At 65.1% G+C, this 14,498-nt stretch carries 16 protein-coding genes; 8 read left to right on the plus strand and 8 right to left on the minus strand.

Translation table 11 applies throughout. The annotated features are described in order from the left end of the window. Nucleotides 1-262: 262 nt before the first annotated feature. Entirely contained in the window at nt 263-982 is a 720-nt protein-coding gene (aqpZ, locus tag G6N59_RS15325; RefSeq protein WP_138233102.1) for an aquaporin Z, read from the plus strand. 83 nt (nt 983-1,065) lie between these two features. Here the strand turns inward: aqpZ and G6N59_RS15330 are convergent, their stop codons facing one another. From G6N59_RS15330 to hxlB, 3 genes are all read right to left on the minus strand, one after another. After that, nucleotides 1,066-2,091 (minus strand): 6-phosphofructokinase, encoded by a 1,026-nt coding sequence (locus G6N59_RS15330; protein WP_138233103.1) that lies wholly within the window; start codon nt 2,089-2,091, stop codon nt 1,066-1,068. A 297-nt stretch (nt 2,092-2,388) separates the two neighbouring features. Next, nucleotides 2,389-2,751, minus strand: a complete 363-nt coding sequence (locus tag G6N59_RS15335) for a cupin domain-containing protein (RefSeq protein WP_138233104.1) — start codon at nt 2,749-2,751, stop codon at nt 2,389-2,391. Nucleotides 2,752-2,846: 95 nt separating this feature from the next. Continuing rightward, the gene (gene hxlB / locus G6N59_RS15340) at nt 2,847-3,440 is read right to left on the minus strand and encodes a 6-phospho-3-hexuloisomerase (protein ID WP_138233105.1); all 594 of its coding nucleotides are present in this window, start codon (nt 3,438-3,440) and stop codon (nt 2,847-2,849) included. A 475-nt stretch (nt 3,441-3,915) separates the two neighbouring features. Between hxlB and G6N59_RS15345 the strand changes: the two genes are divergently transcribed. The 6 genes from G6N59_RS15345 to G6N59_RS15370 are packed head-to-tail and all read left to right on the plus strand — an operon-like array spanning nt 3,916 to nt 7,246. Next, the gene (locus tag G6N59_RS15345) at nt 3,916-4,257 is read left to right on the plus strand and encodes a hypothetical protein (protein ID WP_138233106.1); all 342 of its coding nucleotides are present in this window, start codon (nt 3,916-3,918) and stop codon (nt 4,255-4,257) included. Continuing rightward, a complete protein-coding gene (locus tag G6N59_RS15350) occupies nt 4,254-4,679 on the plus strand; it encodes a hypothetical protein (RefSeq protein WP_138233107.1) in 426 nt (141 codons plus the stop codon). The genes G6N59_RS15345 and G6N59_RS15350 overlap by 4 nt, the downstream gene beginning before the upstream one ends. Then, a complete protein-coding gene (locus tag G6N59_RS15355) occupies nt 4,676-4,876 on the plus strand; it encodes a hypothetical protein (RefSeq protein WP_138233108.1) in 201 nt (66 codons plus the stop codon). Before G6N59_RS15350 ends, G6N59_RS15355 begins: the two co-directional genes overlap by 4 nt. Continuing rightward, nucleotides 4,873-6,300 carry an APC family permease gene (locus G6N59_RS15360; RefSeq protein ID WP_138233109.1) on the plus strand — a complete coding sequence of 476 codons (1,428 nt, stop codon included), beginning with the start codon at nt 4,873-4,875 and terminating at the stop codon, nt 6,298-6,300. Before G6N59_RS15355 ends, G6N59_RS15360 begins: the two co-directional genes overlap by 4 nt. Further along, nucleotides 6,300-6,986 carry a hypothetical protein gene (locus G6N59_RS15365; protein WP_138233110.1) on the plus strand — a complete coding sequence of 229 codons (687 nt, stop codon included), beginning with the start codon at nt 6,300-6,302 and terminating at the stop codon, nt 6,984-6,986. Before G6N59_RS15360 ends, G6N59_RS15365 begins: the two co-directional genes overlap by 1 nt. Next, nucleotides 6,983-7,246, plus strand: coding sequence for a hypothetical protein (locus tag G6N59_RS15370; RefSeq protein WP_138233111.1), 264 nt, complete (start codon nt 6,983-6,985; stop codon nt 7,244-7,246). The genes G6N59_RS15365 and G6N59_RS15370 overlap by 4 nt, the downstream gene beginning before the upstream one ends. A 109-nt stretch (nt 7,247-7,355) precedes the next feature. On the opposite strand, the gene fbaA is transcribed toward G6N59_RS15370, so the two are convergent. The 5 genes from fbaA to tkt form a co-directional block, all read right to left on the minus strand. Then, the gene (gene fbaA / locus G6N59_RS15375) at nt 7,356-8,375 is read right to left on the minus strand and encodes a class II fructose-bisphosphate aldolase (protein WP_138233112.1); all 1,020 of its coding nucleotides are present in this window, start codon (nt 8,373-8,375) and stop codon (nt 7,356-7,358) included. 81 nt (nt 8,376-8,456) lie between these two features. Further along, nucleotides 8,457-8,930, minus strand: a complete 474-nt coding sequence (locus G6N59_RS15380) for a ribose-5-phosphate isomerase (RefSeq protein WP_138233113.1) — start codon at nt 8,928-8,930, stop codon at nt 8,457-8,459. Nucleotides 8,931-8,966: 36 nt separating this feature from the next. Next, nucleotides 8,967-9,638, minus strand: a complete 672-nt coding sequence (gene rpe, locus G6N59_RS15385; protein ID WP_138233114.1) for a ribulose-phosphate 3-epimerase — start codon at nt 9,636-9,638, stop codon at nt 8,967-8,969. Between the two features lie 2 nt (nt 9,639-9,640). After that, a complete protein-coding gene (gene tal / locus G6N59_RS15390) occupies nt 9,641-10,759 on the minus strand; it encodes a transaldolase (protein ID WP_138233115.1) in 1,119 nt (372 codons plus the stop codon). Between the two features lie 112 nt (nt 10,760-10,871). Beyond that, complete coding sequence (gene tkt, locus G6N59_RS15395; RefSeq protein ID WP_138233116.1) at nt 10,872-13,010, minus strand: transketolase; 2,139 nt, start codon at nt 13,008-13,010, stop codon at nt 10,872-10,874. A 171-nt stretch (nt 13,011-13,181) separates the two neighbouring features. On the opposite strand from tkt, the gene G6N59_RS15400 reads away from it, so the two are divergent. Then, nucleotides 13,182-14,468, plus strand: coding sequence for a helix-turn-helix transcriptional regulator (locus tag G6N59_RS15400; RefSeq protein WP_138233117.1), 1,287 nt, complete (start codon nt 13,182-13,184; stop codon nt 14,466-14,468). Nucleotides 14,469-14,498: the final 30 nt, after the last annotated feature.

A 14,498-nucleotide genomic window follows, 5' to 3' on the forward strand; every position in this document is an offset into this window, starting at 1 on the left:
CAGACGGGGACCGCCCGCACCACTGGCCACAACACCCGATAGCTATTTGCTGAAAATCACATTTGCGCAGGCTGTTACCAAATATTTATTTGCTACAAAGATTGCTCAGATTCTTAGATTCGCCGCCTGCCACCGAGCAACCTCCGGTCACCTTTGGGCGGCTGTTCAGCAACGAGCGGCGGTTCCGCCGCCCATCGGTGAGACGCTCGAACTGCGGTTTGCTGACCCGGCGTTTTCGATTCGAAGTGGAGGGTTTGACCAAATGAGTGCTCCCACGATGACACACAAGCTGGCGGCGGAGGCCGTCGGCACGTTCTGGCTGGTGCTCGGCGGCTGCGGAGCCGCGGTGTTCGCCGCCAACCCGAGTGAACACACCTCGGTGGGCATCGGATTCCTCGGTGTCGCAATCGCTTTCGGCCTGACAGTGCTCACGGGCGTGTACGCGTTCGGCTCCGTGTCCGGCGGTCATTTCAACCCGGCCGTCACACTGGGCGCCGCCCTGGCCCGCCGCATCGAATGGAAGGCCCTGCCGGCGTACTGGATCGCCCAGGTCGTCGGCGGTCTGGTCGCCGGCGGGGTGATCTACTGGGTCGGCACCGGTCAGCCAGGCTGGAGCGCCACCGGGAACATGGCCGCCAACGGGTTCGGCGACCATTCACCGGAACATTTCGGCCTCACCTCGGTGATCATCATCGAGATCGTGCTGACCGCGATGTTCCTGCTGGTGATCCTGGGCTCCACCGACGCCCGGGCACCCAAGGGATTCGCCGGCCTGTCCATCGGACTGTCCCTGACCCTGATCCACCTGATCTCGATCCCGATCTCCAACACGTCGGTCAACCCGGCCCGCTCCACCGCCGTCGCGTTCTTCAACGGGAACGGGGCGCCGACGCAGCTCTGGGTGTTCTGGCTGGCACCGCTGGTCGGGGCCGCGGTCGCCGGCGTCGCCTACCCGCTGCTGTTCGGTAAGGCCTCGGACTAGATCGGGGCTCGATTCCCACAAATTTGGGATCGCCTGGCGCGCAACGCATATCGGATTGCGCGCCAGGCCACTGCCGTGGCAGGTCAGCCGAACAGAAGCGCGGCTTCCTCGTAGCGCCGCTGCGGAACGGCCTTGAGCTTGCCAAGGGCCTCCGCAAAGCTCACATGGTCGATCTCTGTGCCCTTCAGCGCCACCATCGTGCCCCAGCACCCGTCAACCACAGAGTCGATCGCCGCCATGCCCAGCCGGGTGGCCAGGACCCGATCGAACGCTGACGGCACGCCGCCGCGCTGGATGTGGCCAAGGATGGTTGCGCGGGTCTCGATGCCGGTACGGGCTTCGATCTCCGGGGCCAGCTGATCTGCGATCCCACCGAGCCGCGGACGGCCGAAGGCGTCCAGCCCACGCTCGGAATGCGGGGACTCCATGTGTTCGGGAACGAACCCTTCGGCCACCACTATCAGTGGCGCCCGTCCGCGGGAGTGTGCGCCCTTGGCCCACTGGACGATCTGCTCGATACCGATCTTCTGCTCGGGGATGAGGATGGCGTGGGCACAGGCCGCCATGCCGGCGTGCAACGCGATCCAGCCCGCGTGCCGGCCCATCACCTCGGCGATCATGCAGCGGTGGTGCGACTCGCCGGTGGTGCGCAGCCGGTCGATCGCTTCCGTGGCAATCTGCACGGCGGTGTCGAAACCGAACGTGTAGTCCGTGGCGTCGAGGTCGTTGTCCACCGTCTTCGGCACGCCCACGATCTTCAGACCGGCGTCGCTCAGCCGCTTGGCTGCAGCCAACGTGCCCTCGCCGCCGATGGCGATGATCGCGTCGATGCCGAGCCGATCCAGGTGCGCCTTGATGACCTCGGGACCACCGCCGTTGTCGAACGGGTTGGTGCGTGAGGTGCCCAGGATGGTGCCGCCCTGCTTCGCGATACCGCGGATCGCCGTACGGGGAAGATCGATGATGTCGGCCTCGACCACGCCGCGCCAGCCGTCCAAGAATCCAACGAACTCGTGACCGTAGACGGTAATGCCTTTGAGCACGGCGCCGCGGATCACCGCATTCAAACCGGGGCAGTCGCCACCGCTGGTCAGAATTCCTATTTTCATGTTTCGACTCAGATCGTAGGAGAGGGTTTACCGGAGCATCACGCTGTCCTATTGCGGCGCAACATCTTTGAAACGCCGCTACTTGTTGTTCTGCGGCGGCGAGGTGCCGTCGGCGAAGCGTCGTGATCCCGTCGAACACCATCCTGCCGCGCAGCCGACGGGGGAAGTCCCCGTCGGCTGCGTCGGACAGCGTCTGGTTGATGCGGGTAAGGGCAAGGGCCTCAGCAGAATTCAACTGTCCGGCCCGAGCGGGCCGGCCGGGCGCGGGGCGTGCCCGCGGACCCGGCCAGCGCTGAATCAGGCCGCGTAGACCACGAAGAACTTGCGGATCCGTTCCTGGATTTCCCAGGTTCCCTTCCACCCGACCGGGAAAAAGGCGGCAGATCCAGCCTCCAGGGTGACGGGGGCCGTGCCGTCCTGGGTGATGACCATGCGTCCTTCGAGGACGTGGATGGCTTCGCCCCGCTCGGTGAACTCCCAGCGGGAAAGACCCGGCTGGGCCTCCCAGACGCCGGAACGGATGCCGTGGTCTTCGTCGATGAAGGGAACCGAAGAACGCACTCCGATCGGGTCGCCCAACACCTCGGCCGACGGCTGGCCGAGCAGAGTCTCTTCGAGCTGCTCTCCGAAGCGGTCAACGGGCCGGAAGGTCTGGTTCATGGGGTTTGATTACCTTTCTGCTTACCGAATGGAGGCACGGTGCCCCCGCGGTGGTCCTGACAAGATTCAGGCGAGTTGGGCCGTCACAGCCCGGGTCATTCGAGGTTGGCGTGCCGAAGCCACAGCTCTTCGGCCTGAATATCGGCGTGATCCCACAGCGACTGGAACACCGCGTCGGTGACGACAAACAGCACCTGTTCGAACAACGAACCGGCGTACTGCTGCGAGGCGTTGGAACCGTGATCGGTCTTCTGCGCGGCGGGGATGATCACCACCGCATCGCAGAGCGCGGCCAGCGGCGAATCCGCGTTGGTCGTGAACGCCGCTACCCGGGCACCCGACTTCTTCGCCGTTTCAGCCGACTTCACCACGCCCGAGGTCGTACCCGACCCGGAGGCGACCAGAAGCAAATCCCCCGCACCGATCGCCGGTGTGGTGGTGTCGCCGGCGACATGCACGTTCAAGCCGAGGTGCATCAGCCGCATCGCAGCCATCCGCAACACCAGCCCACTACGGCCTGCCCCGGCGGCGAACACGCGTGCCGACTCCGTCAGAAGCCGAGCGAGATCAGCGACCTGCTGCACATCGACTTTGGCCGCGGTACCCGTGATCTCGTCACCGACAAGCGACAAGTTCCGGACGAGCACATCCCCGGTTACTCTCGCGCCGAGATCGGTTGTGACAGTCATATTTTCATCTCCTCGTACAGCGATGGCCTCGACACCTATCGTGCGGTCGTTCACGGGTGGGGGGAACGCCAATTTGGGATGGTTCGATCTACCCGTTTGTGTAGGCGGCGGCGTACGCACCCCTGGTGGCCATGGACCCGGTAACACGCCGCGGCGTGGGGTCGGCGCCGAACGCCTCCCCGAATAGCCGGTTCCCGGCCCTACTTTCAGCTCCCAGCAACGTCCCAGAATGTGACCCTTGACACACCCGCAGGCGGGGTGTTCCATTCATACCGGTGAACAACGTGTCTTGTAAGGAAACATTGGCGGTCATCGTCAGAGCCGCCGCGAGGGACGTTCGATTGCCACATGCCGGTAACTCCGCCACGAGACAGCCGACATCCGCTGAATCACCAATTCGGCGCTCACGGCCTTCTGGCATTTCCCGATGCCGGGCGGAATCGCGACTCACCGCTTCAGGAAGAGGTAAATTGCCATGAATCCAGCGCTCGACGCACGAATTCACACCATGTTCATGCGGGATGTCATCATCGCCTCCACACTCGCGGCAGCGATGTGGGCGACATTGATATTCGTGTTCACCGCCGCTTTCAGCGTCATCGACAGCACCGCCGTCAAAGCAATACTCGCAATTGCGTTCGCTGTCTTGGGCGTATTCAACTCAATGGGACTATTGTCCATGAGCCGTCGTTACAAGATCGAGCGTGAGCATGTGTATGGCGAGGATATCCATCACATCGATGCGAATCGCCAGGCCCGGAAGGCCATTCGGAATTCCCGCCAGGCGACCCGCTCTTTGGCAACGAGCCCAGCATGACAAGCGCCACGTCAACGTCGACGAGGCAAAGCGGCGCTGGACAATTCATCGATGCCGCGACTTTGATCGGTCTGCTGTTCATCACATTGTTCGTCACCACATTCGTCTTCGCGCAGGCAGACGAGGCGCCGAGCGCGGAGCAGACGAAAACCATCTCGCAGCTCAATATCAGCCCGGCCGAAAAACGACAGTTCGAACTCATGAAGTCCAAGGGCATGGTAGACGATGCCACGGCCACAGAACTCGTCAAGAACAACACGCCGAGCAACAACAAGTACTCAATCGAATGGCTTCCGTTGATCGGTATCACCGCGTTGGCAGCGGCGTACCTGGCATTTGTTTATCTCATGTCATTCCGCGAATACGGCGAAGTCATCACGGCCAGGTTTGGACCGCGATTCCAACGAGACGAGGAATCATGAACTTTTGGACTCTTCTTGAAAACGGCGCCTGGGTTCTGTCCGCGCTCGTGGCCAGTTGGTTGCTGTACGACGCATACCGCGTCGGCCGCGACTACGACGAGGACTTCCTCGTCCACACCGTCGAGGATCTCGGCGAGGACGCGGAATGGCAGCACGCGACCGCCGAGTCGCATGACACAGAAAGGCACCCCTCATGAGCGACGTCGATACCGCTGCAGGCGGCGAAGCGCTCACCCTCAAGAAGGTGCTTGGCCCGATCCACATCTGGGGGCTGGGTGTCGGCATCGTTCTGGTCGGCGAGTTCATGGGCTGGAACTTCACGGTGGAGAAGGGCGGCCTCTACGGTGCCCTGATCGCCTGTTGGTTCGTGGGTCTGCTCTACACCTGTGTCGTCATGATCAACTCCGAGGTGGCGTCGGCGATCCCGGCGGCCGGCGGTCAATACGCCCAGGCCAAGCACTCGATCGGGCCGCTGATGGCGTTCAATGTGGGGCTCTATCTCACCATGGCTTACACCATGCTGGAGGCCGCCAACGCGAACGTTCTGGGCGACCTGCTCACCACGATGTCGGGGTTGCTCGGCAATAAGCAGCATCTGTCCGCCTACCCGTTCGCGGTGCTGGCGATCCTGCTCCTCGCACTACTGAATTACCGTGGCGTGCTGGCGACACTGTCGGTCAACTTCATCATCACCGGCTTTGCCTTCGTGACCATCATCGCGCTGTTCGTCGGAGTTTCCGGCTGGGACCTGGATTCCGGCACCCAATTCAGCGCACTCGTCGGATCGAGCGATGCCGGGCTTCCCTACGGCTGGATCGGCGTGATCGCAGCGTTCCAGTTCGGCATGTGGTTCTACCTCGGCATCGAGGGCACCGCGCAGGCCGCGGAGGAGTGCCGCTCGCCGAGCCGGTCCATCCCGCTCGGCAGCCTGGCCGGCATCATGACGCTGATCATCGCGGCCAGCCTGACCTGGTACCTGTGCTCGGCGCTGCTGCCCTGGCAGTACCTGGGTACGTCCATCACGCCGCTGTTCGACGCCGCTCAGCTCGCCCATTCGGGCGTGCTCGTCTGGCTGCTGTTCCTCGGCACGCTCGCGGCGACCCTCGCGTCGGCAAACGGCTGCATCACCGACTCCTCCCGGTCATGGTTCGCGATGAGTCGCGACCGTTATCTCCCGGAGTGGTTCGGAGCCGTGCACCCGCGGTACCGGACGCCGTACCGCTCGATCCTGTTCCTGGTGCCGGTCGCCATCGCCTTCGCGATCCTTCCACTGCTGCTCAACAAGCCGACGCTGCTGTCGACCGTGATCACCTTCTCGATTCTGTCGGGACTGCTGACCTACGCGTTTATGGTCGTCAACATGCTGCGGTTCCGGAAGCTGTGGCCGATCGGCTCCATCAAGCGGGCCTACACGCTGCCCATGCACCCGATCCCCTCGATTGCCCTGGCAGTGGTCGCGATGATCGTGTTCTTCGCGACATACCTGGGCTACGGCAGCACCCTGATGTCGATCCTGGTGTTCTACTTGCTGGCCTCGGTGTGGTTCGTCCTACGGCGGTTCAAGTACGTCGACCGGAACGCCGAGTTCACCGCGCCGTTGCCACGTCCCCGCGGTTACTGATGTCCGGAACGCTCGCGGTCGCGCTGACGCTGGCCGCAGTGGGCGTGGCGGTGCTGACGTACCTGCAGCGCCGCCACCTGGCCCGCGTCCAGCGCGACCGCACGGCTCTGTTCGAGCACGCCACCGGCGTGCTCGAACAGAGCCGTATCGTGCCTCGCGGCCTCGACTACCCCCTGCTCTACGGCCGATATAACGGCCGGAACGTACGGGTCGAGCCCGTGGTCGATGCTCTCGGCCTGCGCGTCGTCCCGGTGCTGCGCCTCATGGTCACCGTCCGTGCGCCACTTCCGGGGCAGCCGAGGTTGTCGGTACTCAGCAATGAGACCGGAAACGAGTTCTACTCCGGTCACCGCGACCTGCTGCGGTGGCGCGACCCGGCGTGGCCCACGTGGGCTTCGGTGGCCTGTGCCCCGGAAGGTGTGGACCGCAAACTGGCCGAAACCGCCGTAGGCATGGTGACCGAGGATTCGATGGTGAAGCAGGTACTGGTGACCGAGCGCGGTGTGCGGTGCGTTGTCCGTGGCGCACAAGCCAATTCGACGGCCTACCGCGTCACCCGCCGGGTCGACCTGTCCGAGGTCCGAGTGACGGCGGAGAATCTGCTGCAGGCGGTCACCATGGCCGGCGAGCTGTGCGACCAGGCTGCGTCTCGTCGCCTTGACGTATCGGAGGCCGAAGCGCGGTGACCCGACCAATTCACCCGTTGTTGGTGCTCCTCATCGCCGCAGTGCTGCCCGGGGTCGGACAAGTCGTCAACGGACAGCCCCGGCGTGGCCTGGTGTTCGTCTTCTACACCGTGCTGCTGGGAATGATCACTTACGCAGCGGCGCCTGCCGCGGCATCTGCCATCGGGCGGGTGGCCGGCGGGGTGTTCGTGTACGCCCTCAGCTTGCTCGACGCCTATCAGGTTGCTGCCCGGCGCTATCACGCCGCCAAGACCTCCTGAGCTGAATCAAGATTCCGGCTGAGAGCCCGGCCAGGGACGCGATTGTGCCGACCAACAGGCCCAGGGGCCCGCTGGTCGGCACAGGGCCGGCGGAATCACGGCGCAGGGTTCAGAAGGTCTTTCCGGCGGAGCGGAGCTGCTGGGTGGCCTCGACCAACCGGGCAGCAAGTCCGGCTTCGGCCTTGGCGCCCCACACGCGCGGATCGTAGGTCTTCTTGTTACCGATGTCGCCGTCGACCTTCATCACGCCGTCGTAGTTCTTCAGCATGTGGTCGGCCACGGGGCGCGTGTACGCGTACTGGGTGTCGGTGTCGATGTTCATCTTGATGGTGCCGTAGGCGACGGCGTCCGCGATCTCCTGCTCACTTGAGCCGGAGCCGCCGTGGAAGACGAGGTCGAACGGCCTGTCCTTGCCGATCTTGTTGCCCACCTGAACCTGGATGTCCTTCAGGATGTATGGACGCAGCTTGACGCCACCGGGCTTGTACACACCGTGCACGTTGCCAAAGGTCAGCGCCGTGATGTAGCGACCGTTCTCACCGGCACCGAGCGCGTCGACCGTGGCCAGCGCGTCCTCGACGGTGGTGTACAGCTTGTCGTTGATGGCGTTCTCGACGCCGTCCTCCTCACCACCGACGGTGCCGATCTCGATCTCGAGGATCATCTTGGCAGCCGACGTACGGTCGAGCAGTTCGCGGGCGATCTTCAGGTTGTCCTGCAGAGGCTCGGCAGAGCCGTCCCACATGTGCGAGTTGAACAGCGGGTTCCGACCGGCCTTGACCTCTTCCTCGGAAGCGGCCAGCAGCGGCAGGACGAAACCATCCAGCTTGTCCTTGGGGCAGTGATCGGTGTGTAGCGCGATGTTCACGTTGTACTGCTTCGCGACCTCGCGAGCAAAGGCCGCGAAGGCGAGGGAACCGACCACCATGTTCTTGGCCGAGGCGCCCGACCAGTAGGCAGAACCGCCCGTGGTGATCTGGAGGATGCCGTCGGACTCCGCCTCGGCGAAGCCGCGCAAGGCCGCATTCAGCGTCTGGGAGGACGTGACGTTCACGGCCGGGTACGCGAAGCCACCTGCCTTCGCGCGGTCGATCATCTCGGCGTAGATCTCGGGTGTGGCAATGGGCATTGGGGACTCCTGTCTCGAGTTCTTCGGCGAATCAGGGCGAACCGGGCCGAATCTGTTGGCGCAGCACCGGATTACGCCGGACTACTCCACGACCTCGCCGGTGGTTTCGTAGGCGGCGATCTTGCCGATGCGCCGGACGTGGCGCTCGGCATTGCTGAACGGTTCGGCCAGGAACGCCTCGATCAGTTCGGTTGCCTCGTCGACGCTGTGCTGGCGGCCGCCCACGGCAACGACGTTGGCGTCGTTGTGTTCGCGGGCCAGCTTGGCCGTGTCGAGGTTCCACACCAAGGCGGCGCGTACGCCCTTGACCTTGTTCGCGGCGATCTGCTCACCGTTGCCCGAGCCGCCCAGCACGATCCCGAGGGCGGCCACGCCGGCAGCCTGGTCGGCCACCACGGCGAGCGCGGCGTTGATGCAGAATGCCGGGTAGTCGTCCTCGGCGTCGTAAACCGCAGGCCCGTGGTTCACCATCTCGTAGCCCTTTGCTGACAGGGCTTCGATCAAGTGGGAGCTGAGCTCCATGCCGGCGTGGTCGGTCGCGATGTGAACGCGCATGAATATTGGGTCTTTCAGGCTGGTTGGGATGCGGCGCTAGCCGGCGAACGCAAGCTGTGCGTTGGCCCGCAGCGATTCGATGGCGTCCGCCGGCGACGGCTTTCCGTACACGGACGATCCGGCCACGAAGATGTTGGCGCCGGCCTCCGCCGCCCGGATGATGGTCTCTTCGGTGACGCCGCCGTCGACCTGGATCGCCACGTTCACTCCGGAGCCGTCGATCGCCGCGCGGGCCCGGCGGATTTTCGGCAGGGTGACGTCCAGGAAGGCCTGGCCGCCGAAGCCCGGCTCCACCGTCATGATCAGGAGCATGTCCAGTTCAGGGAGCATGTCCAGGTAAGGCTCCACCGGAGTGGCCGGACGCAGTGCCATGCCGGCCTTCGACCCGCGCGCACGCAGCTCGCGCGCGAGTTTGATCGGTGCGGCAGATGCCTCGACGTGGAACGTCACCGAATCCAGTCCGGCGTCGGCGAACTGGGGTGCCCAGCGATCGACCTCGGCGATCATCAGATGGGCGTCCAGCGGTACGGGGCTGACCTTCTGCAGCCGTTCCACCACGGGCAAGCCGATGGTCAGGTTCGGCACGAAGTGGTTGTCCATGACGTCCACGTGTGCGGCATCAGCATTGCTGATGCGCGCCAGCTCGGCTTCCAGGTTGACGAAGTCGGCCGACAGGATGCTGGGGTTGATGCAGCAAGACCTGGACATGATCAACCCTTCCGGGCAGCGGCGAGGGCGCTCTCGACATCGGCCAGAAGTGACTTCCAGCTGTCGACGAACTTGTCCAGGCCTTCGGATTCGAGCAGTGCGACGACCTCGTCGTAGGAGATACCGAGCGCATCGATGGCGTCGAGCACAGCCTTTGCGTCCCCGTAGGTTCCGCTGATGGTGTCGCCGGTGACCACGCCGTGATCGAAGGTGGCGTCGAGGGTCTTCTCCGGCATGGTGTTCACCACGTCGGCAGCCACGAGTTCGGTGACGTACAGGGTGTCCGGGTACGCCGGGTCCTTGACACCGGTCGAGGCCCACAGGGGACGCTGCGGACGCGCTCCGACCTTGGTGAGCGACGCCCAGCGCTCGGTGGCGAAGAGCTCCTCGTAGACCTGGTAGGCCAGGCGGGCATTGGCAACGCCGGCCCTGCCCTTGAGTGCCTTGGCATCGTCGGTGCCGATGGCGTCGAGCCGCTTGTCGATTTCGGTGTCGACGCGGGAGACGAAGAACGACGCGACCGAATGGATCGTGGACAGGTCGTGGCCGTTCTCGTGAGCCTGCTCCAGGCCGGACTGGAAGGCGTTGATCACGGCGCGGTAGCGCTCCAGGGAGAAGATCAGCGTCACGTTGACGCTGATGCCCTCGGCCAAGGTTGCGGTGATGGCCGCCAGACCCTGCCGGGTGGCCGGGATCTTGATCAGGACGTTGTCCTTGCCGACCTTTTTGTGCAGGACCTTCGCCTCCGCGATCGTCCCCTCGGTGTCCCAGGCGAGACGGGGGTCGACCTCGATGGAAACGCGGCCATCGAACCCGGCGGTCGCGGCTGCGACCGGGGCGAACAGGTCGCAGGCGTCGGCGACGTCGGCGGTGGTGATCTCGAAGATCGTCTCGTCGACGCTGGCACCCTGTGCGGCCAGTTCGGCGATCTTCGCGTCGTAGTCGTTGCCGGTGGTGATCGCGGCCTGGAAGATCGACGGGTTGGTGGTGACACCCACGACGTTCTTCTCGTCGATCAGCTTCTGCAGCGAACCGCTGTCCAGACGACCACGGGAAAGGTCATCGAGCCAGATCGAGAGGCCGGCTTCCGAAAGCTGTGCGGTGGGGGTTGCTTTGCTCATCGCTTCTGCTTCTTCCTTGAATAACGTGAATAAAGTTGACTGGCCTGCGGTCGCGCCGCGGGACGGCCGGGCAGACGGTCCCGCGGCGCGCCGAGCACCGGGTGTTGTGGGGTCAGTTGCCTGCGGCGGCGATGGAGTCCTTGGCAGCGGCGACAACCGCGTCTGCGGTGATGCCGAACTCCGTGAACAGGCGCTTGTAGTCGGCCGAGGCGCCGAAGTGCTCCAGGCTGATGGACCGGCCGGCGTCGCCGACGAATTCCTTCCAGCCCAGGGCCAACCCGGCCTCTACCGAGACCCGGGCGGTCACGGCCTCAGGCAGCACGGACTCGCGGTAGGCGGCGTCCTGCTGGTTGAACCACTCGACGCACGGCATGGAGACCACGCGAGTGGGGATGCCGTCAGCCTGGAGCGCTTCCCGGGCCTGCACCGCGAGGTGAACCTCGGAGCCGGTGGCGATCAGCAGCACCTGGGCCGGGACGGTGGCGCCATCCTTCGAGGCCTCCGCCAACACGTACCCGCCCTTGGCGACGCCGGCGCTGGACGCGAAGGTGTCGCCCTCGGCCGCGCCTTCGCCGCGAGCGAAGGTCGGGATGTTCTGCCGGGTCAGCACGATGCCCGCCGGGTTGTCGTGGTTTTCCAGGATGGTCTGCCACGCCACACCGACCTCATTGGCGTCGCCGGGACGGACAACATCCAGGCCGGGGATCGCCCGCAGGGTCGAGAGTTGTTCCACCGGCTGGTGCGTCGGGCCGTCCTCGCCGAGGCCGATCGAGTCGTGCGACCAGACGTAGACCGAGGGCACCCCCATCAGCGCGGAGAGCCGGATGGCCGGGCGCTGGTAGTCGCTGAAGATGAGGAATGTGCCCGAGAACGCACGGGTGGGTCCGTGCAACACGATGCCGTTGACGATCGACGCGGCCGCGTGCTCGCGGATGCCGAAGTGTAGGACTCGTCCGTAGGGGTTGCCCTTCCACGAACTCGTCGAGCGGGAGGCCGGGATGAACGACGGCGATCCCTCGATGGTGGTGTTGTTCGATTCGGCCAGGTCAGCCGAGCCGCCCCACAGCTCGGGCAGAACCGGGCCCAGGGCGTTGAGAACCTTGCCGGATGCGGCACGTGTCGAGACGTCCTTGCCGGCTTCGAACACGGGCAGCACCGCCTCGACACCGGCAGGCAGTTCCTTGGCCTCGATGCGCTGCAGGAGCGCATCACCTTCCGGATTGCCGGCCTGCCAGGACTTGAAGGCGGCGTCCCATTCGCTGCGGGCAGCGGCTCCGCGGTCCAGCGCCGCACGGGTGTGGGCCAGGATCGACGGGTCGACCTCGAATGACTTGCCGGGGTCGAAGCCCAGCACCTCCTTCACCGCCGCGACTTCCTCGGCGCCCAGCGCAGAACCGTGGATCTTGCCTGTGTTCTGCTTCTTCGGGGCCGGGTAGCCGATGATGGTGCGCAGCGAAATGATGGACGGCTTCGAGGTCTCGGCCTTGGCAGCCAGCAAGGCTGCGTGGAGCTCCTCGACGTCTTCCTTGTACTCGCCGGTCCGGGTCCAGTCCACCCGCTGGACGTGCCAGCCGTAGGACTCGTATCGCTTGAGGACGTCCTCGGTGAAGGAGATGTCGGTGTCGTCCTCGATCGAGATGTGGTTCTCGTCGTAGACCACCACAAGGTTCCCGAGTTCCTGATGCCCGGCCAGGGAGCACGCCTCGGAGGTCACGCCCTCCTGCAGGTCGCCGTCGGAAGCGATGACCCAGACGGTGTGGTCGAACGGGGAGGTTCCCGGGGCGGCGTCGGGGTCGAACAGACCGCGCATCCGGCGCTGCGAGTACGCGAAACCAACCGACGAGGCGAGCCCCTGGCCCAGCGGACCGGTGGTGATCTCCACACCCTTGGTGTGCTTGTACTCCGGGTGGCCCGGCGTCAGCGAGCCCCAGGTACGGAAGGACTGAAGGTCTTCCAGCTCCAGCCCGTAGCCGGCCAGGAACAGCTGGATGTACAGCGTCAGCGACGAGTGGCCCGGAGACAGGATGAACCGGTCGCGACCCAGCCACTCCGCGTCGCTGGGGTCATGGCGCATCAGCTTCTGGAACAACAGGTAGGCCACCGGCGCCAGGCTCATCGCCGTTCCGGGGTGGCCATTGCCCACCTTCTCCACTGCGTCCGCGGCCAACACCCGGACGGTGTCCACTGCGCGCTGGTCCTCGGCGGTCCAGTTCAACGACGTGGTGTTGATCAAATCTGCGGTTTGAGTCACGACTTCTCCTCTTGATTCGGTCATCGGCCAGGGGCCGCACGGGGCTTTCCGGTACATCGCGCTGAAATCGATGATTGCGAACCAAACGGGCAGGGGTAACGCTATTTTCTGACGGTTGCGACTACACTTTCGAGTTGGTTGCGCCTGTTTCACCCGCGATAAACTGTCGGAGTGAGCGCCACCACTACCCCATCTGCTGAACTTCCGTGGCCACTTCTGGACGCCGTGGCGTCACTCGCCGGCGCCCCGTTGGCCCAGATCGCCGAACGCCTTCGGACGGCGGCGCTGCCCTACCTCAGATGCACCGCGCTGGTCATCTTCACCGAAGACTGCACCGGCCGGCCGCAGAAGAAAGCCGGCGCGGAAACGATCATTTCGCGGGTCTCCATCGCGGAGCTCGACGACATTCGCGCGACCCTTGCGGATGAGACGCCCTGGCAGGGGGAAGCCGAGCTCGCCGGGCGGCCCCGACCTGTTCTCGCCCTGAAGCACGCAGCGTCCGGCGCCCTCCTCGTCCTTGCGGATCCGCAGCCGACCGACGCAGTACACGACGACGACGGACTCGACGTGGTGACGTACCTGTGGCGCATCGCGGCCCAGCGCATCCAGGAGAAAGTGGCCGATGCGCCGCCGTCGTACCTGTTGGAATCGCGAGCGGCGTCGGCTGAACGAATCCGCGTGACGGCCGAACTGACCGATCTGCATTCCACCACCCTGGAAACCCTCCTGGCCGCCCTCCGCTCATCGTCAATGGACGATGCGGCAGCCCGGACAGCTGTCACCGACCTCGCGGCCAGGGCCCTGGTCGGGCTCAGGACTCTCAGCGACCGCACGACGGACATGGCAGAAGTGCCGGTTGCCATCGCTTTCGAGCGCCTACGGGAGGATCTGCGACCGCTCGCCCGTTTCAGCGGTCTCGAGGTCGAATTCATCGAACCCCCGCAGAATGGCCGGGCGCTGCCCGGCGAGGTTGCGCACGCGGGACGCGCCATCGTCCGCGGGCTGGTGTTGGCCATGATGGAACAGCCCGACATCAGTCGGGTACGGACGCAGTGGGACTGCGACGGCGAAAACCTGCTGATCAACGTGCGTGACGACGGCCGGGGCATGCTCGCCGCGGACTCGCCGAGCATCGGCCGGCTGGACCGCCAGGTGCAGGCGCTCGACGGACAGCTGCGGATCGAGGTCATGAGCGGCTGGGGTGCGGACGTGTTCGTCACGCTGCCCCTGGACCTACAGGCCCGCCCCGCCGGGAATGTCGCCGGGTGGGACCTTGCCGCCCGCGAACTCGAGGTGCTCCAGCACCTGGTCGCCGGACATCGCAACCGGACAATCGCGTCGACGCTCGGGATCAGTGAGAACACGGTCAAGTTCCATGTGCGGAACTTGTTCAGGAAGCTCGACGTCAGCTCACGCACCGAGGCGATTGCGTTGGCGAACAGCCACGGCGTCCGGTAGCCGGCCCCGCGCGGTACCGGGGAACCGCCG

Origin of the sequence: Mycolicibacterium aubagnense (assembly GCF_010730955.1) — a bacterium.
In the GTDB taxonomy this organism is placed as follows: Bacteria; Actinomycetota; Actinomycetes; order Mycobacteriales; family Mycobacteriaceae; genus Mycobacterium; species Mycobacterium aubagnense.

Coding starts and splice junctions, on each gene's coding strand:
- aqpZ (WP_138233102.1), top strand. CDS start 263: ATGAGTGCTCCCACGATGACACACAAGCTGGCGGCGGAGGCCGTCGGC.
- G6N59_RS15330 (WP_138233103.1), bottom strand. CDS start 2,091: ATGAAAATAGGAATTCTGACCAGCGGTGGCGACTGCCCCGGTTTGAAT.
- G6N59_RS15335 (WP_138233104.1), bottom strand. CDS start 2,751: ATGAACCAGACCTTCCGGCCCGTTGACCGCTTCGGAGAGCAGCTCGAA.
- hxlB (WP_138233105.1), bottom strand. CDS start 3,440: ATGACTGTCACAACCGATCTCGGCGCGAGAGTAACCGGGGATGTGCTC.
- G6N59_RS15345 (WP_138233106.1), top strand. CDS start 3,916: ATGAATCCAGCGCTCGACGCACGAATTCACACCATGTTCATGCGGGAT.
- G6N59_RS15350 (WP_138233107.1), top strand. CDS start 4,254: ATGACAAGCGCCACGTCAACGTCGACGAGGCAAAGCGGCGCTGGACAA.
- G6N59_RS15355 (WP_138233108.1), top strand. CDS start 4,676: ATGAACTTTTGGACTCTTCTTGAAAACGGCGCCTGGGTTCTGTCCGCG.
- G6N59_RS15360 (WP_138233109.1), top strand. CDS start 4,873: ATGAGCGACGTCGATACCGCTGCAGGCGGCGAAGCGCTCACCCTCAAG.
- G6N59_RS15365 (WP_138233110.1), top strand. CDS start 6,300: ATGTCCGGAACGCTCGCGGTCGCGCTGACGCTGGCCGCAGTGGGCGTG.
- fbaA (WP_138233112.1), bottom strand. CDS start 8,375: ATGCCCATTGCCACACCCGAGATCTACGCCGAGATGATCGACCGCGCG.
- G6N59_RS15380 (WP_138233113.1), bottom strand. CDS start 8,930: ATGCGCGTTCACATCGCGACCGACCACGCCGGCATGGAGCTCAGCTCC.
- rpe (WP_138233114.1), bottom strand. CDS start 9,638: ATGTCCAGGTCTTGCTGCATCAACCCCAGCATCCTGTCGGCCGACTTC.
- tal (WP_138233115.1), bottom strand. CDS start 10,759: ATGAGCAAAGCAACCCCCACCGCACAGCTTTCGGAAGCCGGCCTCTCG.